Here is a 22,345-nt window from a genome sequence, read left to right on the forward strand (position 1 = left end):
CAAACCAATCATTCATACCAAGAGGCCGGGCTTCGTACCGGATAGATATTTACTAAAAATCGACAGTTGTTGTCGCTGAGGAATCCAAAAAAATGGGGCAATTTTTTGCTTACGCGACGGTTATCACCGTAAAGGAGAATGACCATGTCGCATAACGTTACTCCAAACACCTCTCGCGTGGAATTGCGTAAAACGCTTACGTTAGTTCCGGTTGTAATGATGGGTCTTGCCTATATGCAGCCGATGACGCTGTTTGATACTTTTGGTATCGTTTCAGGCCTCACGGATGGTCATGTGCCGACAGCCTATGCGTTCGCATTGATTGCAATCCTGTTTACGGCTCTGAGCTACGGGAAGCTGGTTCGCCGCTATCCTTCTGCTGGCTCTGCATACACTTACGCCCAGAAATCCATTAGCCCGACGGTTGGCTTTATGGTGGGTTGGTCTTCTCTGCTCGACTATCTGTTCGCGCCGATGATCAACATTCTGCTGGCGAAAATTTATTTTGAAGCTCTGGTGCCTTCCATCCCATCGTGGATGTTTGTGGTGGCGCTGGTGGCCTTTATGACCGCCTTTAACCTGCGTAGTCTGAAATCCGTAGCGAACTTCAACACTGTAATCGTCGTGTTGCAGGTAGTGCTGATCGCGGTGATTCTGGGCATGGTTGTTTATGGCGTATTTGAAGGTGAAGGCGCTGGTACGCTGGCGAGCACTCGTCCGTTCTGGTCTGGCGATGCGCATGTTATCCCGATGATTACCGGGGCGACAATCCTGTGCTTCTCCTTTACCGGCTTTGACGGCATCAGCAACCTGTCGGAAGAAACCAAAGATGCAGAGCGCGTAATCCCGCGTGCGATTTTCCTGACCGCGCTGATTGGCGGCATGATCTTCATCTTTGCAACTTACTTCCTGCAGCTGTACTTCCCGGATATCTCTCGCTTTAAAGATCCGGATGCGTCACAGCCTGAAATCATGCTGTACGTGGCAGGTAAAGCATTCCAGGTTGGTGCGCTGATCTTCTCCACCATTACCGTACTGGCGTCCGGTATGGCGGCGCACGCAGGTGTTGCGCGTCTGATGTACGTAATGGGTCGTGACGGCGTATTCCCGAAAAGCTTCTTCGGTTATGTACACCCGAAATGGCGTACTCCGGCAATGAACATCATCCTGGTTGGCGCGATTGCCCTGCTGGCAATCAACTTCGACCTGGTAATGGCTACGGCGCTGATTAACTTTGGTGCGTTGGTGGCGTTCACCTTCGTTAACCTGTCGGTCATCTCGCAGTTCTGGATCCGTGAGAAGCGTAACAAGACGCTGAAAGATCACTTCCAGTATCTGTTCCTGCCGATGTGTGGTGCGCTGACCGTTGGTGCGCTGTGGGTTAACCTGGAAGAAAGCTCAATGGTTCTGGGTCTGATCTGGGCTGCTATCGGTCTGATTTACCTGGCTTGCGTCACCAAGAGCTTCCGTAACCCGGTTCCGCAGTACGAAGACGTAGCATAATCATCTTTTCTAATAATAAACCGGAGTCGAATGAATATTTGGCTCCGGTTTTTTTATTCTTTTTTATCGACATCCTCATTAATAACCATTTGTTCTAATTTAGAGAATTTGGTTATTGGTCTGCATTCCACCAGTCATGAATAATTTCCTCATTAACATTCATCTGGTTAATTAATTTATGTTTTCAATGATATTAAGCGGGCTAATTTGTGGTGCTCTGCTGGGATTTGTCATGCAGCGTGGGCGTTTTTGCCTGACAGGTGGTTTTCGCGATATGTATATCGCGAAAAATAATCGCATGTTTTACGCCTTGCTGATTGCAATTTCGGTACAAAGCGTGGGGGTTTTTGCGTTAATTCAGGCGGGCCTACTGACTTACGAAGCCGGGGCGTTCCCGTGGCTTGGTACTGTTATAGGTGGGTATATCTTCGGGCTGGGAATTGTTCTGGCGGGTGGATGTGCCACCGGGACCTGGTATCGCGCGGGTGAGGGATTGATCGGCAGTTGGATCGCGCTTTTCACTTATATGGTGATGAGTGCGGTGATGCGTTCTCCACATGCCAGTGGTTTAAATCAAACCTTGCAGCACTACAGTACTGAACATAACTCTATTGCTGAGACTTTTAATTTGTCTGTGTGGCCGTTGGTTACCGTTTTGCTGGTGATAACGCTCTTGGTGGTGATGAAAGAGTTGAAGAAGCCAAAACTCAAAGTCGCGACCTTACCGCCGCGCCGAACCGGGATCGCTCATATTCTGTTTGAAAAACGCTGGCATCCCTTTGTCACTGCTGTACTCATCGGTTTGATTGCGCTTTTAGCCTGGCCCCTGAGTGAAGCAACCGGACGCATGTTTGGGTTAGGAATCACTTCCCCAACGGCCAATATTCTGCAATTTCTGGTCGCGGGTGACGTGAAATACATTAACTGGGGCGTTTTCCTGGTGTTAGGGATCTTCGTGGGGTCATTTATTGCAGCCAAAGCGAGCCGTGAGTTCCGCGTTCGCGCAGCTGATGCACAAACAACATTACGTAGCGGGTTAGGTGGTGTACTGATGGGCTTCGGTGCCAGTATTGCAGGTGGTTGCTCTATCGGTAATGGACTGGTTATGACTGCAATGATGACCTGGCAGGGCTGGATTGGCCTTGTATTTATGATTCTCGGAGTCTGGACTGCGTCCTGGCTTGTGTATGTTCGACCGCAGCGTAAGGCGCGACTGGCAACTGCTGCGGCAAATTAAGTAAGGTGTAAAGATGGCGATTAAAAAGCTGGATGTGGTGACGCAGGTCTGTCCGTTTCCACTCATAGAAGCAAAAGCAGCACTGGCAGAAATGGCCAGCGGCGATGAGTTGGTAATTGAGTTTGATTGCACCCAGGCAACTGAAGCAATCCCACAGTGGGCGGCAGAAGAAGGGCATGCCATCACCGATTATCAGCAGATTGGCGATGCAGCGTGGAGTATCACCGTTCAAAAAGCCTGACTCAACATTGACCTCCGCCGTACCAGCGGCGGAGGCTTCAAATTAGACGATCTCTTCCGCGTACTGCCAAAGCGCTTTTAACAGCGCCACTTTCTCTTTGTTATCGGCATATTGTTGTGCCAGCATCTGCAATTCATCTGCATAACCTTGTAAAAACTCGGGCGTGAAGACCTGGCGGCGGTGCTCCAGCCAGCGTTGCTGCTCGGCATAATCCAGCGTCCCCGGGAAGTTGCGTGCCCGATAATTGAACAACAGTTTTTCAATTCGTTTATCAACAAAAGTGATATCCAGTGCCGGTAAATTACGCGGCTCGGTTTCCAGCACAATTTTCATTGCTGCGCGATCGGCGTCACTGAAAAAGCCGTTATAAAGCTGTGCATCCACGTTATCTGAAGGCGTAAACGGTTCGGCTTCCGCGAATATCGCCACCACTTTTTCACGCACTTGCGGATTTTCACGCAGAATTTTCAGGTTATCGAGGCAATGCTGACGATTAATTCCCAGTCGGTCGGCATCTTCCGGGCGTAGCGTATTCGCCTGGGCCAGCACCGGACATTTATTGATGTGCACCAGCTTAACCGGAACGGCGGCGTTATCGCCAAGATCGGTTTTTGCGGTATATAAACGCTCGCGCAATGTGTCGCTATCCAGTTCCAGTAATGGCGAAATGTCTCCTGCCAAATCCACCATAATTATGGCATTGCGATTTTCAGGATGCCACGCCAGCGGTGCCACCCAGCTGGTGTTGCCGCGCCATGCCCCAAACATTCCGGAAACGTGCACCAGGGGTTTCATCTGCGGAACATCAATCAACGCCATCAGTTTGTGTTTATTGCGATGGGTAAAGAGATAATCAAACAGGCGTGGCTGACGCGTTTTTACCAGCTTTGCCATCGCAATAGTGGCGTACACATCAGCCATAGCATCGTGGGCGTTGCTATGTTCAATACCATTCGCTTTGGTTAAATGCTCAAGGCGAAAGCTCGGTAGACCGTCATCATTTTCAGGCCAGTTTATTCCTTCCGGGCGCAGGGCATAACAGGCACGCATAACATCCAGCAAATCCCAGCGCGAGTTATCATGCTGCCAGCTCCAGGCGTAAGGATCGTAGAAATTACGATAAAAAACGTTGCGTGTGACTTCGTCGTCGAAACGCACATTGTTGTAGCCCAGAATACAGGTCTTCGGTACGTTAAAAAGCGAGTGAATACGGGCGGCAAACGCGGCTTCGTTTTCTCCTTTCGCCCGTGCTTCCTGCGGGGTAATACCGGTAATTAATACTGCTCCAGGCTGGGGCAAATAGTCATCCGCGGGCTTGCAGTAAAAGACTTCGGGTTCGCCGATGACATTGAATTCGCTATCGGTGCGAATGGCTGCGAACTGTGCAGGGCGATCTAACGCGGGGTGCGTGCCAAAGGTTTCGTAATCGTGAAACAAAAAGGTAGATTGTTGCTTACCGTCATTCATCATTAGGTTAAATCCGTTATTTCTGCTGTCTGCCAGAGTATCAAATATCACCGTACTAATCAGCTTTAGCGCCACAAGATCATGTCAGATAAAAATGAGAGGGTAGTCACATTTTCTTGCACTTTATTCCAGCCAGTTCATAAGTATTTCCGTAAAAAGAACAGCTATTTGAAACTCCTGAGGGTTTGCTGTTGAAACGCCGACTTATTATTGCTGCTTCTTTGTTCGTTTTTAACTTATCGTCTGGTTTTGCGGCGGAAAACATTCCTTTTTCACCTCAGCCTCCAGAGATTCATGCCGGGTCCTGGGTACTGATGGATTACACCACCGGACAGATCCTCACCGCGGGTAATGAGCATCAACAGCGCAATCCCGCCAGCCTGACAAAGCTGATGACGGGTTATGTCGTGGATCGCGCTATCGATAGTCATCGCATTACGCCAGACGATATTGTCACCGTGGGGCGCGATGCGTGGGCGAAAGATAATCCGGTGTTTGTCGGTTCTTCACTGATGTTTTTGAAAGAGGGCGATCGCGTATCGGTACGTGATTTAAGCCGTGGTTTAATTGTGGATTCCGGAAATGACGCTTGTGTTGCACTGGCTGACTATATTGCCGGTGGGCAACGGCAGTTTGTTGAAATGATGAACAACTATGCCGAGAAGCTGCATCTCAAGGATACGCATTTTGAAACAGTGCATGGTCTGGATGCACCTGGCCAGCATAGCTCGGCTTATGATTTAGCTGTGCTTTCTCGCGCTATCATCCACGGCGAGCCCGAGTTTTATCATATGTACAGTGAGAAAAGCCTCACCTGGAACGGTATCACTCAGCAAAACCGTAACGGGTTATTGTGGGATAAAACCATGAATGTTGACGGCCTGAAAACGGGTCATACTTCTGGTGCCGGGTTTAATCTCATTGCTTCGGCTGTAGATGGGCAGCGTCGTCTCATTGCAGTGGTAATGGGGGCTGACAGTGCAAAAGGTCGTGAGGAAGAGGCAAGAAAATTACTGCGTTGGGGGCAACAAAACTTTACTACGGTGCAAATTTTGCACCGTGGGAAAAAGGTCGGTACGGAACGCATCTGGTATGGCGATAAAGAAAATATCGCCCTGGGAACAGAACAAGAGTTCTGGATGGTACTACCGAAAGCCGAAATTCCACATATCAAAGCCAAATATACCCTTGATGGTAAAGAGCTCACCGCGCCAATTAGCGCCCATCAGCGGGTAGGGGAAATTGAACTTTACGACCGTGATAAACAGGTGGCGCACTGGCCGCTGGTTACCCTGGAATCTGTCGGGGAAGGCAGCATGTTTTCCCGCCTGAGTGATTATTTCCACCATAAGGCCTGACCTTTCTTTTGCAGCAGACTGGCAGGAGTGCGAGTCTGCTCGCATAATCAACACTCATTCCTTGTGGTTTTAATTTTGCAACTATACTGTATATAAAAACAGTATTAATGGGGGCGTCATGAACTACGAGATTAAGCAGGAAGATAAACGTACCGTTGCAGGTTTCCATCTCGTTGGCCCGTGGGAACAGACGGTAAAGAAAGGTTTTGAGCAGTTGATGATGTGGGTAGATAGTAAAAATATTGTGCCGAAGGAGTGGGTTGCTATCTATTACGACAATCCAGATGAAACACCCGCCGAAAAATTACGCTGCGACACCGTCGTGACGGTGCCGGGTTACTTTACGCTTCCCGAAAACAGTGAGGGCGTCATTCTGACAGAAATTTCAGGTGGTCAGTATGCGGTGGCGGTAGCTCGTGTAGTCGGTGATGATTTTGCTAAACCCTGGTATCAGTTCTTTAATAGCCTCTTGCAGGACAGTGCTTATGAAATGTTACCAAAGCCCTGCTTCGAGGTTTATTTGAACAATGGCGCGGAAGATGGGTACTGGGATATCGAAATGTATGTTGCGGTGCAGCCAAAACATCACTAATTCATCTCAGGGCGGTGTGTTGACGCGATGACCACTCTTTTTTTTGAAAGCGAAAAGAGTAAGATGCGCCTTTCAATTTTTTCGCTCCTGCCGGGAAATTACACTGTTCCCGGTTTGTCCGTCGGATAATTCAGAGGCGCGCCTTCTGGCCGACAGATGAGTTATGAGCGCTTTTAATCTTCATTACGGAGTTTCTGCGTGCGTGCCGATAAGTCATTAAGCCCGTTTGAAATCCGGGTATACCGCCATTACCGCATTGTGCATGGTACTCGGGTCGCGCTGGCATTCCTGCTCACTTTTCTCATTATCCGCCTGTTTACTATCCCGGAAAGCACCTGGCCGCTGGTCACCATGGTGGTGATTATGGGGCCAATCTCGTTCTGGGGTAACGTTGTCCCTCGCGCCTTCGAACGTATTGGCGGTACGGTGTTGGGTTCGATTTTAGGTCTTATCGCTCTGCAGCTGGAGTTAATTTCGTTACCGCTGATGTTAGTCTGGTGCGCGGCGGCGATGTTTCTTTGCGGTTGGCTGGCGCTGGGCAAGAAACCGTATCAAGGATTATTGATTGGGGTGACGCTGGCAATTGTTGTTGGTTCCCCGACAGGTGAAATTGATACGGCGTTATGGCGAAGCGGCGATGTGATCCTCGGCTCTTTACTGGCAATGTTGTTTACCGGTATCTGGCCACAACGGGCGTTCATCCACTGGCGCATTCAACTGGCGAAAAGTCTGACCGAGTATAATCGGGTCTATCAATCTGCATTCTCACCGAACTTACTCGAACGCCCACGTCTGGAAAGCCATCTACAAAAACTCTTGACCGATGCCGTGAAAATGCGTGGGCTGATTGCGCCCGCCAGCAAAGAAACTCGTATTCCAAAATCGATATATGAAGGTATCCAGACCATTAATCGCAATCTGGTTTGTATGCTGGAGTTGCAAATCAATGCGTACTGGGCCACGCGCCCCAGCCATTTCGTGTTATTGAACGCGCAAAAACTTCGTGATACCCAGCATATGATGCAGCAAATACTGCTGAGCCTTGTTCATGCGCTGTACGAAGGTAATCCGCAGCCGGTTTTTGCCAATACGGAAAAATTGAACGATGCTGTGGAAGAGCTGCGTCAGTTGCTCAATAACCACCATGACCTGAAGGTTGTGGAAACACCAATCTATGGTTATGTGTGGCTGAACATGGAGACGGCACATCAGCTTGAGTTGCTATCGAATCTGATTTGCCGGGCCTTGCGCAAATAATTCCTGAACTTCAGAATCATCTTGCTGCTGCTTCGATTCAGCAAGGATAAAGGGTATGATAGTGAAAAGGGATAAAAGCATTGTCATCTGCGGCAGCTATGAGTAATGTTAGCCCTAACGAATAGCGGTTGCTTAAACGAATCCGACTCTCACATTATCAGGGGTATAAAAATGGAAACTACCAAGCCTTCATTCCAGGACGTACTGGAATTTGTTCGTCTGTTCCGTCGTAAGAACAAACTGCAACGTGAAATTCAGGACGTTGAGAAAAAGATCCGTGACAACCAGAAGCGCGTCCTGCTGCTGGACAACCTGAGCGATTACATCAAGCCGGGGATGAGCGTTGAAGCAATCCAGGGCATCATCGCCAGCATGAAAGGTGACTATGAAGATCGTGTTGACGATTACATCATCAAAAATGCCGAGCTCTCCAAAGAACGCCGCGATATCTCCAAAAAGCTGAAAGCTATGGGCGAAATGAAAAACGGCGAAGCGAAGTAATTCCTGTTTTATTCAATGAGGGTTGCCCGGCAACCCTCATTGCTCATTGATTCTTTTCTGTGTATCACCGTCATCATTCTCATCTGAGAACCTGTCGAAATTAGCGACAGACATCTTCTGTATGCAGCAAGGCAAAAAGTTCTGTAACTCCATGGTTATTAACCGCATTGGTTACTAACACGTTGTGCGCTCCGGCTTCCCGTAACCAACATTTCACCAAAGATATTTGTTCCATGCTGGCTAAATCTGCTTTGGTGACTACTCCAATGATCGGACGTTAACACGAGGAAGTCTGGCTATTCCACAATGCCATCTTCTTTCGTAATGGATTGAGAATGCTGGATTTTTAATTATATTACGCGCAGTATTAATCGCGTAAATGTTTTACGGTCAGCAACGGTGGGGGATCCATTGTTCTGTTCAATGAATACCATCATACAATTGAATCAGGAGTCGGTATGATGATTTTGGTGACAGGTGGAGCACGGAGCGGGAAGAGTCGCCACGCAGAGGCGCTTATTGGGGACTCTTCACAGGTTCTGTATATCGCCACCTCGCAAATCCTTGATGATGAGATGGCTGCACGGATAGAACATCATCGGCAAGGCCGCCCGGCGCACTGGCGCACGGTGGAGCGCTGGCAACATCTTGATGAATTAATTCATGCAGACATTAACCCGCATGAAGCTGTGTTGCTGGAATGCGTTACCACAATGGTGACTAATCTGTTGTTTGATTATGGCGGCGATAAAGACCCTGATGAATGGGATTATCAGGCGATGGAACAGGCGATTAATGCTGAGATTCAGTCGTTGATTGCTGCCTGCCAACGTTGCCCCGCAAAGGTTGTATTAGTGACTAACGAAGTGGGAATGGGGATTGTGCCGGAGAGTCGTCTGGCACGTCATTTTCGTGATATTGCCGGGCGGGTAAATCAGCAGCTGGCCGCTGCGGCTAATGAAGTATGGCTGGTGGTTTCGGGTATTGGAGTAAAAATCAAATGAGTAAATTATTTTGGGCGATGCTCTCATTTATTACGCGTCTGCCTGTACCGCGTCGCTGGTCCCAGGGACTGGATTTCGAGCATTATTCTCGCGGTATTATTACTTTTCCTTTAATTGGATTATTGCTTGGCGCGATTAGCGGGCTGGTCTTCACGGTGCTGCAGGCATGGTGTGGCGTACCACTGGCGGCACTGTTTAGCGTGCTTGTGCTGGCGCTGATGACCGGGGGATTCCACCTGGACGGCCTCGCCGATACCTGTGATGGCGTATTTTCTGCACGTAGCCGCGATCGCATGTTGGAAATCATGCGTGATAGCCGTTTAGGCACCCACGGCGGTCTGGCATTGATTTTTGTTGTACTGGCAAAGATTCTGGTGTTAAGCGAGTTGGCTCTGCGTGGCGAACCGATCCTTGCATCGCTGGCGGCAGCATGTGCGGTCAGCCGCGGGACTGCCGCATTATTGATGTATCGTCATCGTTATGCCCGGGAAGAAGGACTTGGCAATGTGTTCATTGGCAAAATTGATGGGCGACAAACCTGCGTCACACTCGGCTTAGCCGCTATTTTTGCTGCCGTATTATTGCCGGGTATGCATGGTGTGGCTGCTATGGTGGTGACGATGGTGGCGATTTTCATCCTCGGTCAGCTTCTCAAACGTACGCTGGGCGGGCAAACCGGCGATACGCTGGGAGCAGCCATAGAGCTTGGTGAACTGGTCTTCCTGCTGGCACTGCTATAAAGGGACGTAACATGCAAACACTTGCCGATTTACTGAATACGATCCCTGCCATCGATCCTGCCGCGATGTCGCGTGCACAACGGCATATTGACGGGTTACTCAAACCTGTTGGTAGCCTGGGAAGGCTGGAGGCGCTTGCCATACAACTGGCAGGAATGCCGGGGTTGAATGGCGTTCCGCATGTGGGCAAAAAAGCGGTACTGGTCATGTGTGCCGATCACGGCGTCTGGGAGGAAGGGGTCGCTATTTCCCCAAAAGAAGTGACAGCCATTCAGGCTGAAAATATGACCCGCGGAACAACCGGCGTGTGTGTGCTGGCAGCACAAGCGGGCGCTAACGTCCACGTAATTGATGTTGGTATTGATACTGCTGAGCCTATCCCCGGGCTTATCAACATGCGTGTTGCTCGAGGTAGTGGCAATATTGCTTCAGCTCCGGCAATGAGTCGCCGTCAGGCTGAAAAGTTGCTTTTGGACGTCATATGTTATACGCGGGAGCTGGCAAAAAACGGTGTCACGCTGTTTGGTGTAGGTGAACTGGGGATGGCAAACACGACACCGGCAGCGGCAATCGTCAGCACAATCACTGGCCGAACTCCTGAAGAAGTGGTTGGGATTGGCGCAAACCTGCCGACAGATAAACTGGCTAATAAAATTGATGTTGTGCGCCGGGCGATTACGTTGAATCAACCAAATCCGCAGGATGGCGTTGATGTCCTGGCAAAAGTGGGTGGATTTGATTTGGTCGGAATGGCTGGCGTGATGTTAGGCGCTGCTTCCTGCGGTTTACCCGTGTTGCTGGATGGATTTCTTTCTTATGCTGCTGCGCTCGCAGCCTGCCAGATGTCTCCTGCAATCAAACCGTATCTCATTCCTTCTCACCTGTCGGCAGAAAAAGGGGCGCGTATAGCGCTGTCGCATTTGGGGCTGGAGCCTTATCTCAATATGGAGATGCGTTTAGGTGAGGGGAGTGGCGCAGCTCTGGCGATGCCCATCATCGAAGCTGCCTGTGCGATATATAACAACATGGGCGAACTTGCTGCCAGTAATATTGTTCTACCGGGGAATACGACTTCTGATTTGAACAGTTAAAAACGAAAAGTCTGATAAAAGCTATACTTAACGGATAGCTTTCGCGACTTAGGAAAGGGACATGATGCGTCGTGTAAATATTCTTTGCTCATTTGCTCTGCTTTTTGCCAGCCATACTAGCCTGGCGGTAACTTATCCATTACCTCCAGAGGGTAGCCGTTTAGTGGGGCAGTCGTTTACTGTAACTGTTCCTGATCACAATACCCAGCCGCTGGAGACTTTTGCCGCACAATACGGGCAAGGGTTAAGTAACATGCTGGAAGCGAACCCGGGCGCTGATGTTTTCTTGCCGAAGTCTGGCTCGCAACTCACCATTCCGCAGCAACTGATTTTGCCCGCCACTGTTCGTAAAGGGATTGTGGTTAACGTCGCTGAGATGCGTCTTTATTACTACCCACCAGACAGTAATACTGTGGAAGTCTTTCCTATTGGTATCGGCCAGGCTGGGCGAGAAACCCCGCGTAACTGGGTGACTACCGTTGAACGTAAACAAGAAGCTCCAACCTGGACACCAACGCCGAACACCCGGCGCGAATATGCGAAACGAGGGGAGAGTTTGCCCGCATTTGTTCCTGCGGGTCCCGATAATCCCATGGGGCTGTACGCGATTTATATTGGCAGGTTGTATGCCATCCATGGTACCAATGCCAATTTTGGTATTGGGCTCCGGGTAAGTCAGGGCTGTATTCGTCTGCGCAATGACGATATCAAATATCTGTTTGATAATGTTCCTGTTGGGACGCGTGTGCAAATTATCGACCAGCCAGTAAAATACACCACTGAACCAGATGGCTCGAACTGGCTGGAAGTTCATGAGCCGTTGTCGCGCAATCGTGCAGAATATGAGTCTGACCGAAAAGTGCCATTGCCGGTAACCCCATCTTTGCGGGCGTTTATCAGCGGGCAAGAAGTTGATGTAAATCGCGCAAATGCTGCGTTGCAACGTCGATCGGGAATGCCTGTGCAAATTAGTTCTGGTTCAAGACAGATGTTTTAAGAGCGTTGGTAATTAGAAAGCAAAAAGCCTGCTAGAAAGCAGGCTTTTTTGAATTTGGCTCCTCTGACTGGACTCGAACCAGTGACATACGGATTAACAGTCCGCCGTTCTACCGACTGAACTACAGAGGAATCGTGTGAACGGGGCGCATATTAATGGCAGTGCATGGTGATGTCAAAGGGTGAAATGCATTTTTTTGTTTGTTTGCTGTCAATTTCAACAAAGTGGTGAGCTTTCAATCTTATTGGGTAATGAACCATCGTGGTGCATACCCTCCTTTTATAGGGCAGGGGAACGCGACAGCTGATTAAAGGAGCAAATGACGAATCTATCATAATCTCTTATTTGACAGTTGGTTAGCTTGTACATCAACGCCAAAATAAAACTGGCAAGCATCTTGCAATCTGGTTGTAAGTAATGGCGGCACTTGGGCCGATTCTTAAAAACCGGAGGCAACATGAACTTCAGACGCCTGAAATACTTCGTAAAAATTGTAGATATTGGTAGCCTGACCCAGGCTGCTGAAGTATTGCATATCGCACAACCAGCGCTCAGCCAGCAGGTTGCCACACTGGAAGGTGAGTTAAATCAACAACTTTTGATCCGTACAAAGCGGGGCGTTACGCCAACAGACGCCGGAAAAATTCTCTATACCCATGCGCGGGCCATTTTACGTCAGTGTGAACAGGCCCAACTGGCGGTGCATAACGTTGGTCAGGCATTATCGGGGCAAGTCTCGATTGGCTTTGCACCAGGAACCGCTGCGTCATCCATCACCATGCCCTTATTACAGGCGGTTCGCGCTGAATTTCCGGAGATCGTTATCTATCTTCATGAAAATAGTGGTGCAGTGCTTAACGAAAAATTGATAAATCACCAACTCGATATGGCGGTGATTTATGAGCATTCCCCTGTGGCTGGTGTATCCAGTCAGGCTTTGCTGAAAGAAGATCTTTTTCTGGTAGGAACTCAAGATTGCCCGGGGCAAAGCGTTGATGTGAATGCTATTGCGAAAATGAACCTCTTTCTCCCCAGTGATTACAGTGCTATTAGACTTCGTGTTGATGAGGCTTTTTCCCTACGGCGACTCACGGCAAAAGTTATTGGTGAAATTGAGTCTATTGCCACGCTTACCGCAGCGATTGCCAGCGGCATGGGCGTTGCAGTATTACCCGAATCGGCCGCGCGTTCGTTATGTGGCGCAGTAAATGGGTGGATGTCACGCATTACCACTCCTTCCATGAGTCTCTCTTTGTCATTAAATTTACCCGCCAGAGCGAACTTATCGCCACAGGCACAGGCAGTGAAAGAGTTGTTAATGTCAGTGATTAGTTCTCCAGTGATGGAAAAAAGGCAGTGGCAATTGGTGAGCTAAGTGTTATATCGGGATGGAATAAGATGCGGGTTTTTATTATTTGTTATGCCGGGCATTAGACTTTAACAATAACGGGAAATCTGAACTGCCCGGAGTTTACCGTGAATTTCCAACAACTAAAGATAATCCGCGAGGCTGCACGTCAGGATTACAACCTGACAGAGGTTGCGAATATGCTTTTTACCTCACAGTCAGGCGTCAGCCGTCATATTCGGGAACTGGAGGATGAACTTGGCATCGAAATATTTGTTCGACGGGGTAAGCGACTGCTGGGCATGACTGAACCGGGCAAAGCATTACTGGTCATTGCAGAACGTATTCTGAATGAAGCCAGTAATGTTCGTCGGCTTGCAGACCTGTTTACCAACGATACGTCTGGCGTTCTCACTATTGCAACGACGCATACTCAGGCACGTTATAGCTTGCCAGAGGTCATTAAAGCTTTTCGCGAACTTTTCCCGGAGGTTCGGCTCGAGCTAATCCAGGGGACGCCACAGGAAATTGCGACGTTGTTGCAAAATGGCGAAGCTGATATTGGTATCGCCAGCGAGCGTTTGAGTAATGACCCGCAGCTCGTCGCCTTCCCGTGGTTTCGTTGGCACCATAGTTTGCTTGTTCCACTCGATCATCCCTTAACGCAAATTACACCATTGACGCTGGAATCAATAGCGAAGTGGCCGTTAATCACTTACCGACGGGGGATTACGGGGCGCTCACGTATTGATGACGCATTTGCCCGCAAAGGTTTGCTGGCAGATATTGTATTAAGTGCGCAGGATTCTGATGTCATTAAAACCTATGTTGCTCTTGGGCTTGGGATCGGATTAGTTGCCGAACAATCCAGCGGCGAACAAGAGGAAGAGAATTTAATCCGTCTGGATACGCGGCATCTTTTCGATGCTAATACTGTCTGGTTGGGACTGAAGCGAGGACAACTTCAGCGTAACTATGTCTGGCGCTTTCTGGAACTTTGTAATGCAGGACTGTCAGTTGAGGATATCAAGCGGCAGGTGATGGAAAACAGTGAAGAGGAAATTGATTATCAGATATAGCAAAAAGCCCGCTATAAAAGCGGGCTTTTCAGAAATTTGGCTCCTCTGACTGGACTCGAACCAGTGACATACGGATTAACAGTCCGCCGTTCTACCGACTGAACTACAGAGGAATCGCTGTTGAGGCACATCTTAACGGCGAAAAATCTTTTGTCAAACCCGATTTTTAAATTCCCCAACTGTTTGCCGTTTCTATCAACAGTTTGTTGCATTTGCAGACAATTTGTTGGCGAAAATCTTTGCAGCTTTGCTGATTCTCCCTCATTATTTGAAATGTGGTTTCACTTTCTGCAATTAAGGTCGGCTTTGAATATCTCCTCTGCTTTACGCCAGGTTGTTCACGGCACTCGCTGGCACGCTAAACGCAAGAGCTACAAAGTGTTGTTCTGGCGCGAGATAACCCCGCTTGCTGTTCCTATCTTCATGGAGAATGCTTGTGTCCTGTTGATGGGTGTCCTGAGCACTTTTCTGGTCAGCTGGCTGGGAAAAGATGCGATGGCCGGCGTGGGATTGGCGGACAGCTTCAATATGGTCATTATGGCTTTTTTTGCTGCTATCGATCTTGGTACTACTGTCGTTGTGGCATTTAGTCTCGGTAAGCGGGATCGACGACGAGCGAGGGTGGCGACGCGGCAGTCATTGGTGATCATGACGTTGTTTGCCGTACTGTTGGCAACGCTTATTCATCATTTTGGCGAACAAATTATTGATTTCGTCGCGGGTGATGCCACGACAGAAGTTAAAGCACTGGCGTTGACTTATCTGGAGCTGACGGCACTCAGTTATCCAGCAGCTGCCATCACTTTGATTGGTAGCGGGGCACTTCGTGGTGCAGGGAATACGAAAATACCGCTACTGATTAACGGTAGCCTGAATATTCTTAATATTATTATTAGCGGCATATTGATTTACGGCCTTTTCTCCTGGCCGGGACTGGGATTTGTCGGGGCTGGGTTGGGTTTAACCATTTCTCGTTATATTGGCGCAGTTGCAATTTTGTGGGTGCTGGCGATTGGTTTTAATCCTGCGCTAAGGATTTCGTTAAAGAGCTATTTTAAACCGCTGAATTTTAGCATTATCTGGGAAGTCATGGGGATTGGTATTCCAGCGAGTGTCGAATCAGTGTTATTTACCAGTGGTCGGTTATTAACCCAAATGTTCGTTGCCGGGATGGGGACCAGTGTTATTGCCGGAAATTTTATCGCGTTTTCAATTGCGGCTCTTATCAACTTACCCGGAAGTGCGCTCGGCTCTGCTTCTACGATCATTACAGGCCGAAGGTTGGGGGTAGGGCAGATAGCGCAAGCAGAGATTCAGTTGCGGCATGTGTTCTGGCTTTCCACTCTTGGATTAACGGCCATCGCCTGGCTAACGGCTCCCTTTGCCGGGGTTATGGCATCGTTTTACACCCAGGATCCACAGGTTAAACATGTCGTTGTGATTCTGATTTGGCTAAATGCTTTATTTATGCCTATTTGGTCCGCCTCATGGGTGCTACCCGCTGGATTTAAAGGTGCTCGCGATGCCCGTTACGCCATGTGGGTTTCTATGTTGAGCATGTGGGGTTGCCGGGTTGTCGTCGGTTATGTGCTGGGCATCATGCTTGGCTGGGGTGTGGTTGGTGTCTGGATGGGAATGTTTGCCGACTGGGCTGTGCGGGCCGTGCTGTTTTACTGGCGAATGGTTACTGGACGTTGGCTGTGGAAATACCCTCGATCCGAACCGCAAAAGTGTGAAAAAAAGCCAGCTGTGTCGGAATAAACGACAAAATGCAGATTATTTCAGCAAACGATTTCAAATTTAAAAAACAGGCTTTGACATTATGGGTGGGCATCGCTAATATTCGTCTCGTTCTCACGATTCCTCTGTAGTTCAGTCGGTAGAACGGCGGACTGTTAATCCGTATGTCACTGGTTCGAGTCCAGTCAGAGGAGCCAAATTTTAGTTTTGAGATATCTCTATGAGTCTCAAAACAGTTAAAAAATAAAAATTATTTTTACCCGGTTACCTTGTAAAAAAGTGACCGGGTTTTTTGATTTCTGTGTTTCGTGCGCTTAATCGAGTCTCACGCTTCAGTGAGCAAGTTGCCCCCAACAGACATCACGATTCGCAAGGTCAAAAACTCTGTTCCATGAAGTACCGTACAAAGATAAAGAGAAAAATGCCTTATGCGGGATGTCGCTATCGCGTCTTTATCGGGAAACTATGCGTTATTGCCACTTTGCCTTCTGTAATCAGAAAAAGAAGAACTGGAATTTTAATAAATATTATTTCTCTGGGAACGGGGATTTTTTATAATCAATATGACGAGTTGAACATTATATTTTTTATAAGGGTTATATGAGATTAAAGAAATCTGCCGTAAAGACAGATTTCTTTAAAAGATAATTAGAGATTTGCGACGTTATGATAAACTTTTTGTACATCGTCGTCATCTTCAAGGGCATCAACAAGCCCTTCAAAGATTTCTAAATCTTCTGGGGAAAGCTCAACTTCAGATTGAGCAATCATTTCTAATTCTGTTGTTGAGAACTCAGTGATTCCAGCTGCTTTTAGAGCCGCGATTCCTTTATGAAGGTCAGTAGGTTCAGTATAAATAACAATGTTACCTTCTTCTTCAGTCACATCACGAACATCAACTTCAGCTTCAAGTAAAATTTCAAAAATATGGTCAGGGTCTGTCCCTTTAAATACAATCACACCCGTATTGTCAAACATATAGCTGACAGAACCTGCCGCTCCGATATTGCCGCCTTTTTTATTGAAAATTGTGCGAACGTTAGCAATCGTACGGTTAACATTTGAAGTCAATGTCTCGGCGATAATCATTGAGCCATTAGGACCAAAGCCTTCATAACGTCCCTGCACGAACGTTTCATCTCCGCCGCCTTTGGCTTTATCAATTGCTTTATCAATAACGTGCTTTGGAACTTGTGCCTGCTTTGCACGTTCAATAACGAATTTTAAAGATGTGTTTAATTCTGGATCAGGTTCACCTTGTTTGGCAGCAGCATAGATTTCTACACCGAATTTTGCATAAATTTTAGACGTTGCACCGTCTTTAGCCGTTTTTTTAGCAACAATATTGGCCCATTTACGTCCCACTGGAATGATCTCCTCGAAAATTTATTTACATTACAGGTAAATCGTTAACATGTGTTAATTCGGCATATTATATCATAACAGGAAAAATCTCGTCTATTAGAAATAAAAATATTCTAAAGCCATAATCTTATATTTTGTTTTATAAATACTAATGTTGTTGGCGGGATTTTTTATAATTATGTTTTTAAAGCATACTTGCTTTTAATATGCGGAAATCATTAAGACGATAATGAAACTCGCATTTGCCCAAGGAAGCAAACAGCCCGCGTTTATTGCAGGCTATTTGCCAGATGTCTTACTTAATCCTTCACATCTATTTCTGATAAGAAGGTTCAGAACTTATTATCGGAACGGCGGCTCATTAAAGGTTCGTAATTTACGTGAATGCAGTCGGTCGCCTTCTGCGCGCAGCAAATCGATCGCCCGAATGCCAATTTGTAGGTGTTCGGAAATAGCGCCTTCATAAAAACGGTTAGCCTGACCGGGAAGTTTAATCTCGCCATGCAACGGTTTATCTGAAACACACAGTAGTGTCCCGTATGGCACGCGGAAACGATATCCTTGCGCGGCAATGGTTGCACTTTCCATATCAATTGCTACGGCCCGGCTTAAGTTAAAACGAAGTGCAGAAGCTGAGTAACGTAATTCCCAGTTCCTGTCATCTGTGGTTACCACAGTACCAGTACGTAGCCGCTGTTTGACTTCCTCACCGGGCCTGCCACTCACCAGCTTGGTGGCGTCATAAAGCGCACGTTGCACTTCAGCAATGCTCGGAATAGGAATATCGGGCGGCAGAGCCGCATCAAGAACGTGGTCATCGCGTAAATAAGCGTGTGCAAGTACATAATCGCCAATGGCCTGACTTTCACGTAATCCGCCACAGTGACCAATCATCAACCAGACATCCGGGCGTAGCACTGCCAGATGATCGCAGATGGTTTTAGCATTTGATGGTCCCACGCCAATATTCACCAGAGTAATACCCTGACCATCGGCGGTAATTAAATGCCATGCTGGCATCTGATGTTTTTTCCATGCAAGGTCGGAAATGGCTTCTTCTGGCGCTTCGGTTTCGGCGGTGATCCAGTTCCCGCCAGCACAAGAAAGGGCAATGTAGGGACTATCAGGATCGAGGATCTGGCTGCATCCCCAACGAACGAATTCATCCACATAACGTGTGTAGTTGGTAAACAAGACGAACGGCTGAAAATGTTCAACTGGCGTACCGGTATAATGGCGCAACCGTGCGAGGGAAAAATCGACGCGGCGCGCATCAAAATGCGATAGGGGGGAGAATTCAGTTGGATGATAAATGCCGTCTGCAGTTTCATCGCCAATTTGCGCCAGTTCTGTTGTCGGGAAGTAGCGAGTTAACCCAGCGCTCATTGAGCGATCAAGTGTCAATTCAGAGCCATCGATGACATAAGGATAAGGGATTTCATGCTGCGAGGGTTGCACAGAGATATGCGCACCATAATCCTGATACAGCAACGTAAGTTGTTCATTAAGATACGAACGAAAGAGAGTAGGGCGAGTAATCGTGGTGGTGTAGCTGCCTGCGTGAGTAAAACGACCAAATGCGCGCGTTTTGGGGGGATTGGTTGTGCTACCGTCCCAGGTTACGGTCAGTGATGGATAGACAAAAAGACCTTGTTTGCGGGCGTTTTCATCAGGTAATTCGCCACTTGTAATATAGTTGCCAATGGCGTTGCGTAATGCGACTACAGATTGCTCATACAGCGCGTCGAGTTTATCCAGTGCCTGAGCTGGGGTCAGACCGGAGCCCTTATTATTCATGTGTGTCTCCTGTTCCATACAATTACCGCACATCCGATAGTATGTCACAGGAATGTGAAACAAAAGTGTAAGGCGAAGATCGGATGATCTTCGCCAGACTATCAAGCGCGTTGATTGTCTTTCATCAACAAAGCGGTCATTGCGGAAATCAGACATCCAGCCAGCAAATAAATGGCGACGCTATGCCAGTTCCCGGCAAAGTAAGTGATGAGTGCAGCGGCAATAAAAGGTGTAAATCCACCGCCAACCACACTGGCGACCTGATAACCGACTCCAGCACCACTATAGCGATAACTGGCACCAAACATTTCGGTAAACATCGGTTGTTGCACACACACCACCATGTCATGCGCAATGTTTGCCAGCATTATGGAGAAGAAAACTATCCAGAAAATAGATTGTGCTTCAAGCGCCATAAAGAAAGGAAATGCGCTCAACGTTCCGATTAACGCACCTGTGATATAAACCCTGCGGCGACCAAAACGATCGGCAAGCCAGGCAAAACAGGGAATTGTCAAGCAGCTTAATCCACCTACCAGCAAACCAATATTGAGGAAAAGTTCGCGCGGTAACCCCATATTCTGGGTTGAATAATTAAGTGCAAAGGCAGTAACGATGTACATCGTCAGCAATTCGCACAGTCGTAGCGCAATAATCTTCAGGAAAGCACCGGGATGTCGTAACAGCGCTTCGATAACCGGGATGCGTTTTTTCGCGGCAGCTTGATAATGTTGCTGTTGTTCAAATTCCGCGGACTCCTCCATGCCATTGCGCACCCACAATGCTCCCAGTACCAGTACGATGCTAAACAGGAAAGGAATGCGCCAGCCCCAGCTTAAAAACTGTTCGTCAGTCGTCATCATACTGATCAATGAAACCAGTCCGGTTGAAAGCAGTAAACCTACACCGTAGCCAACTTGTACACCGCTACTGTAAAAGGCTTTTTTATTTTTCGGTGCACTTTCAACGGAAAGCAACGCCGCGCCTCCCCATTCGCCGCCGACGGCAAATCCCTGAATGGCACGCAGTGTCACCAGCAAAATAGGTGCCCACCACCCAATGGTCGAGAATGAAGGAAGAATACCAATCAAGGCTGTCGCGATGCCCATCATCCAGACGGTCAGCATTAACATGCGCTTACGTCCCAGTCGGTCGCCAAAGTGACCGAAAATGACACCGCCGAGCGGACGGAAAAGGAATCCGACGCCAAAGGTGGCAAATGCGGCGAGCGTTCCCATCGCCGGGCTTACTTGCGGGAAAAACTCGCGATTAAACACCAGTGCGGCGGTGATGCCATAGAGTAAAAAATCATACCAGTCGACGACGGCACCAGCGAAGCTGCCTAACGCAGCTCGTCGGGCGCGACTTAACGAAAGCGTCCCTTCATCGGGACGAGTGGAGATGAGCGTGGAGTCCATAATGATCCTGTTTGTACTGTCTTTTTATAATTAGTATGGAAAAGGTAACTCACATTGCCGTCGATCTATAAACGAACCTTATGAGACTACCTCGACAGAGCGCATCTGCAAATGATTTTATGGCTGATTAGCGGCAACATGAAAAATTCGCTGGAAGATGAAAGCGCAGGAGTTGCTGGTGTTGTTTAAGGATTAAGCAGAGGACCCACAGGTTCGAGATATGAAACATAAAAGTCCGCATATGCACAAAATGGCACCCTGATGAGTCTGATAGACTGCATTGCATTATAACCAGTAGGGAGGCGAGGTTAGGTATGTTTTTAGCATCATTGTTGAGACGTATTGCATTTAGTTACTACGATTATAAAGCTTATAATTTCAATATTGAAAAAACAGACTTTGTTGTCATCCATATTCCCGATCAGATTGGCGATGCTATGGCCATCTTTCCTGTTATTCGGGCGCTTGAATTGCATAAAATTAAGCATCTATTAATTGTTACGTCGACAATTAATTTAGAAGTCTTTAATGCGCTCAAACTTGAACAGACTAAATTAACATTAGTCACAATGACTATGCAGGATCACGCAACATTAAAAGAAATAAAAGATTTAGCGAAGAACATAACACAGCAATACGGTACGCCGGATCTTTGTATAGAGGCGATGCGTAAAAAGAACCTGAAAACGATGTTATTTATCAGTCAGTTGAAAGCAAAAACGAATTTTCAGGTTGTTGGTTTAACCATGAAGTGCTATTCCCCTGTGTGTAAGAACGCGTCCCGGATGGATCAGAATCTCCGGGCTCCCGTACCCATGACATGGGCATTTATGATGCGTGAGGCGGGTTTTCCAGCAGTCAGGCCAATATATGAATTGCCACTAAGTGAGGATGTACTCGATGAGGTACGCGAGGAAATGCGATCGTTAGGATCTTACATTGCGCTTAATTTAGAAGGTAGCTCGCAGGAACGTACATTTTCACTATCGATTGCAGAAAATCTAATAGCAAAAATTCAAAGTGAAACAGATATACCAATAGTGATCGTTCATGGACCAAAAGGGGAAGATAAAGCCAGGGTATTAGTGGATTGTTATAATAATGTCTACCGTTTATCCTTATCACCCTCGATTAAACGTTCAGCAGCAATCATAAAAGATGCTTATATCGCAATAACTCCTGACACCTCAATATTACATATGGCAAGTGCCTATAATACCCCCGTTGTTGCAATTTATGCTGATTACAAAACGCGATGGCCCGCAATGGCCGATGTTTCGGAGTCAGTCGTCGTTGGGCAAAAAATTGACAATATAAGTCTGGATGAATTCGCAAAGGCATTAAAAAGTGTTTTGGCGAGAATATGAGACAGTACTTATGCATAGTAATGCCGATCTGTTATGAACGGTGGTGTCATCAATACTCTGAGGCTGGTCAATCATCACAGAAAACCAGCCTTTGGATCAAAGCAGTACTCACCGGATACGATCATAGTCACACCGAACGCGATTCTTGCGGTGCAGCATTTTTATTTATTCATTTTCTGTGAGAGAAGGGCAAGCTCTATAGAGGGAATGTAAAAAAGAGTGCTCCGAATGGAGCACTCTTTA

The 22,345-nt window shown here is 47.7% G+C and carries 20 protein-coding genes, 3 tRNA genes and 1 pseudogene; 17 read left to right on the top strand and 7 right to left on the bottom strand.

Translation table 11 applies throughout. From position 1 onward, the window contains the following. Nucleotides 1-92 precede the first annotated feature (92 nt). The 4 genes from yoeI to tsuB all read left to right on the top strand — a co-directional run bounded on the left by yoeI (nt 93) and on the right by tsuB (nt 2,981). Nucleotides 93-155 (top strand): membrane protein YoeI, encoded by a 63-nt coding sequence (yoeI, locus tag HGD79_RS00545; RefSeq protein WP_010723108.1) that lies wholly within the window; start codon nt 93-95, stop codon nt 153-155. Beyond that, the gene (plaP, locus tag HGD79_RS00550) at nt 145-1,503 is read left to right on the top strand and encodes a putrescine/proton symporter PlaP (protein WP_000019197.1); all 1,359 of its coding nucleotides are present in this window, start codon (nt 145-147) and stop codon (nt 1,501-1,503) included. The genes yoeI and plaP overlap by 11 nt, the downstream gene beginning before the upstream one ends. 178 nt (nt 1,504-1,681) lie before the next feature. Beyond that, nucleotides 1,682-2,740: a thiosulfate utilization transporter TsuA/YeeE gene (gene tsuA / locus HGD79_RS00555; RefSeq protein ID WP_023568741.1), complete on the top strand. Its 1,059-nt coding sequence runs from the start codon at nt 1,682-1,684 to the stop codon at nt 2,738-2,740. Nucleotides 2,741-2,753: 13 nt separating this feature from the next. Next, the gene (gene tsuB / locus HGD79_RS00560; RefSeq protein ID WP_000985273.1) at nt 2,754-2,981 is read left to right on the top strand and encodes a thiosulfate utilization sulfurtransferase TsuB/YeeD; all 228 of its coding nucleotides are present in this window, start codon (nt 2,754-2,756) and stop codon (nt 2,979-2,981) included. A 42-nt stretch (nt 2,982-3,023) separates the two neighbouring features. Here the strand turns inward: tsuB and sbcB are convergent, their stop codons facing one another. Beyond that, a complete protein-coding gene (sbcB, locus tag HGD79_RS00565) occupies nt 3,024-4,451 on the bottom strand; it encodes an exodeoxyribonuclease I (RefSeq protein WP_000980581.1) in 1,428 nt (475 codons plus the stop codon). A gap of 188 nt (nt 4,452-4,639) precedes the next feature. On the opposite strand from sbcB, the gene dacD reads away from it, so the two are divergent. The 4 genes from dacD to HGD79_RS00585 all read left to right on the top strand — a co-directional run bounded on the left by dacD (nt 4,640) and on the right by HGD79_RS00585 (nt 8,156). After that, on the top strand, nt 4,640-5,806 hold the full coding sequence (dacD, locus tag HGD79_RS00570; RefSeq protein WP_001296209.1) for a serine-type D-Ala-D-Ala carboxypeptidase DacD: 1,167 nt from the start codon (nt 4,640-4,642) through the stop codon (nt 5,804-5,806). Between the two features lie 118 nt (nt 5,807-5,924). After that, the gene (sbmC, locus tag HGD79_RS00575) at nt 5,925-6,398 is read left to right on the top strand and encodes a DNA gyrase inhibitor SbmC (RefSeq protein ID WP_001105382.1); all 474 of its coding nucleotides are present in this window, start codon (nt 5,925-5,927) and stop codon (nt 6,396-6,398) included. 198 nt (nt 6,399-6,596) lie between these two features. Next, a complete protein-coding gene (locus tag HGD79_RS00580; RefSeq protein WP_001200891.1) occupies nt 6,597-7,655 on the top strand; it encodes an FUSC family protein in 1,059 nt (352 codons plus the stop codon). 171 nt (nt 7,656-7,826) lie between these two features. Continuing rightward, a complete protein-coding gene (locus HGD79_RS00585; protein WP_000450409.1) occupies nt 7,827-8,156 on the top strand; it encodes a DUF496 family protein in 330 nt (109 codons plus the stop codon). A gap of 100 nt (nt 8,157-8,256) precedes the next feature. On the opposite strand, the pseudogene HGD79_RS00590 reads toward HGD79_RS00585, so the two are convergent. Next, nucleotides 8,257-8,448: pseudogene (locus tag HGD79_RS00590) on the bottom strand (EutP/PduV family microcompartment system protein); the annotation flags it as partial. 166 nt (nt 8,449-8,614) lie between these two features. On the opposite strand from HGD79_RS00590, the gene cobU reads away from it, so the two are divergent. The 4 genes from cobU (at nt 8,615) to ldtA (ending at nt 11,988) form a co-directional block, all read left to right on the top strand. Next, on the top strand, nt 8,615-9,160 hold the full coding sequence (gene cobU / locus HGD79_RS00595) for a bifunctional adenosylcobinamide kinase/adenosylcobinamide-phosphate guanylyltransferase (RefSeq protein WP_000973159.1): 546 nt from the start codon (nt 8,615-8,617) through the stop codon (nt 9,158-9,160). Further along, nucleotides 9,157-9,900, top strand: a complete 744-nt coding sequence (cobS, locus tag HGD79_RS00600) for an adenosylcobinamide-GDP ribazoletransferase (RefSeq protein WP_001537221.1) — start codon at nt 9,157-9,159, stop codon at nt 9,898-9,900. The genes cobU and cobS overlap by 4 nt, the downstream gene beginning before the upstream one ends. Nucleotides 9,901-9,911: 11 nt before the next feature. Then, complete coding sequence (cobT, locus tag HGD79_RS00605; RefSeq protein WP_021542153.1) at nt 9,912-10,991, top strand: nicotinate-nucleotide--dimethylbenzimidazole phosphoribosyltransferase; 1,080 nt, start codon at nt 9,912-9,914, stop codon at nt 10,989-10,991. Nucleotides 10,992-11,052: 61 nt separating this feature from the next. Next, on the top strand, nt 11,053-11,988 hold the full coding sequence (gene ldtA, locus HGD79_RS00610; protein ID WP_021542152.1) for a L,D-transpeptidase: 936 nt from the start codon (nt 11,053-11,055) through the stop codon (nt 11,986-11,988). Between the two features lie 55 nt (nt 11,989-12,043). On the opposite strand, the gene HGD79_RS00615 is transcribed toward ldtA, so the two are convergent. Beyond that, nucleotides 12,044-12,119, bottom strand: a tRNA-Asn gene (locus tag HGD79_RS00615). Between the two features lie 326 nt (nt 12,120-12,445). Here HGD79_RS00615 and nac point away from each other — a divergent pair. After that, nucleotides 12,446-13,363, top strand: coding sequence for a nitrogen assimilation transcriptional regulator NAC (gene nac, locus HGD79_RS00620; protein WP_001011461.1), 918 nt, complete (start codon nt 12,446-12,448; stop codon nt 13,361-13,363). Nucleotides 13,364-13,464: 101 nt separating this feature from the next. Then, nucleotides 13,465-14,415, top strand: coding sequence for an HTH-type transcriptional regulator Cbl (cbl, locus tag HGD79_RS00625; RefSeq protein WP_001011030.1), 951 nt, complete (start codon nt 13,465-13,467; stop codon nt 14,413-14,415). A 37-nt stretch (nt 14,416-14,452) separates the two neighbouring features. Here cbl and HGD79_RS00630 read toward each other — a convergent pair. After that, nucleotides 14,453-14,528, bottom strand: a tRNA-Asn gene (locus tag HGD79_RS00630). A 160-nt stretch (nt 14,529-14,688) separates the two neighbouring features. Here HGD79_RS00630 and yeeO point away from each other — a divergent pair. Continuing rightward, nucleotides 14,689-16,176 (top strand): toxic metabolite efflux MATE transporter YeeO, encoded by a 1,488-nt coding sequence (gene yeeO, locus HGD79_RS00635; protein WP_023142104.1) that lies wholly within the window; start codon nt 14,689-14,691, stop codon nt 16,174-16,176. Nucleotides 16,177-16,276: 100 nt separating this feature from the next. Then, nucleotides 16,277-16,352, top strand: a tRNA-Asn gene (locus HGD79_RS00640). Nucleotides 16,353-16,803: 451 nt separating this feature from the next. Here HGD79_RS00640 and HGD79_RS00645 read toward each other — a convergent pair. The 3 genes from HGD79_RS00645 to shiA form a co-directional block, all read right to left on the bottom strand. Further along, nucleotides 16,804-17,520, bottom strand: a complete 717-nt coding sequence (locus HGD79_RS00645) for a YebC/PmpR family DNA-binding transcriptional regulator (protein ID WP_000532923.1) — start codon at nt 17,518-17,520, stop codon at nt 16,804-16,806. A gap of 342 nt (nt 17,521-17,862) precedes the next feature. Beyond that, nucleotides 17,863-19,317, bottom strand: a complete 1,455-nt coding sequence (gene amn, locus HGD79_RS00650) for an AMP nucleosidase (protein WP_168848244.1) — start codon at nt 19,315-19,317, stop codon at nt 17,863-17,865. 101 nt (nt 19,318-19,418) lie between these two features. Next, nucleotides 19,419-20,735 carry a shikimate transporter gene (gene shiA, locus HGD79_RS00655; RefSeq protein ID WP_000378571.1) on the bottom strand — a complete coding sequence of 439 codons (1,317 nt, stop codon included), beginning with the start codon at nt 20,733-20,735 and terminating at the stop codon, nt 19,419-19,421. 314 nt (nt 20,736-21,049) lie between these two features. Here shiA and HGD79_RS00660 point away from each other — a divergent pair, with 314 nt between their 5' ends. Continuing rightward, nucleotides 21,050-22,102: a glycosyltransferase family 9 protein gene (locus tag HGD79_RS00660; protein ID WP_000477891.1), complete on the top strand. Its 1,053-nt coding sequence runs from the start codon at nt 21,050-21,052 to the stop codon at nt 22,100-22,102. The last annotated feature ends 243 nt before the right edge of the window (nt 22,103-22,345 follow it).

This window comes from Escherichia sp. SCLE84 (assembly GCF_012584495.1).
In the GTDB taxonomy this organism is placed as follows: Bacteria; Pseudomonadota; Gammaproteobacteria; order Enterobacterales; family Enterobacteriaceae; genus ECMA0423.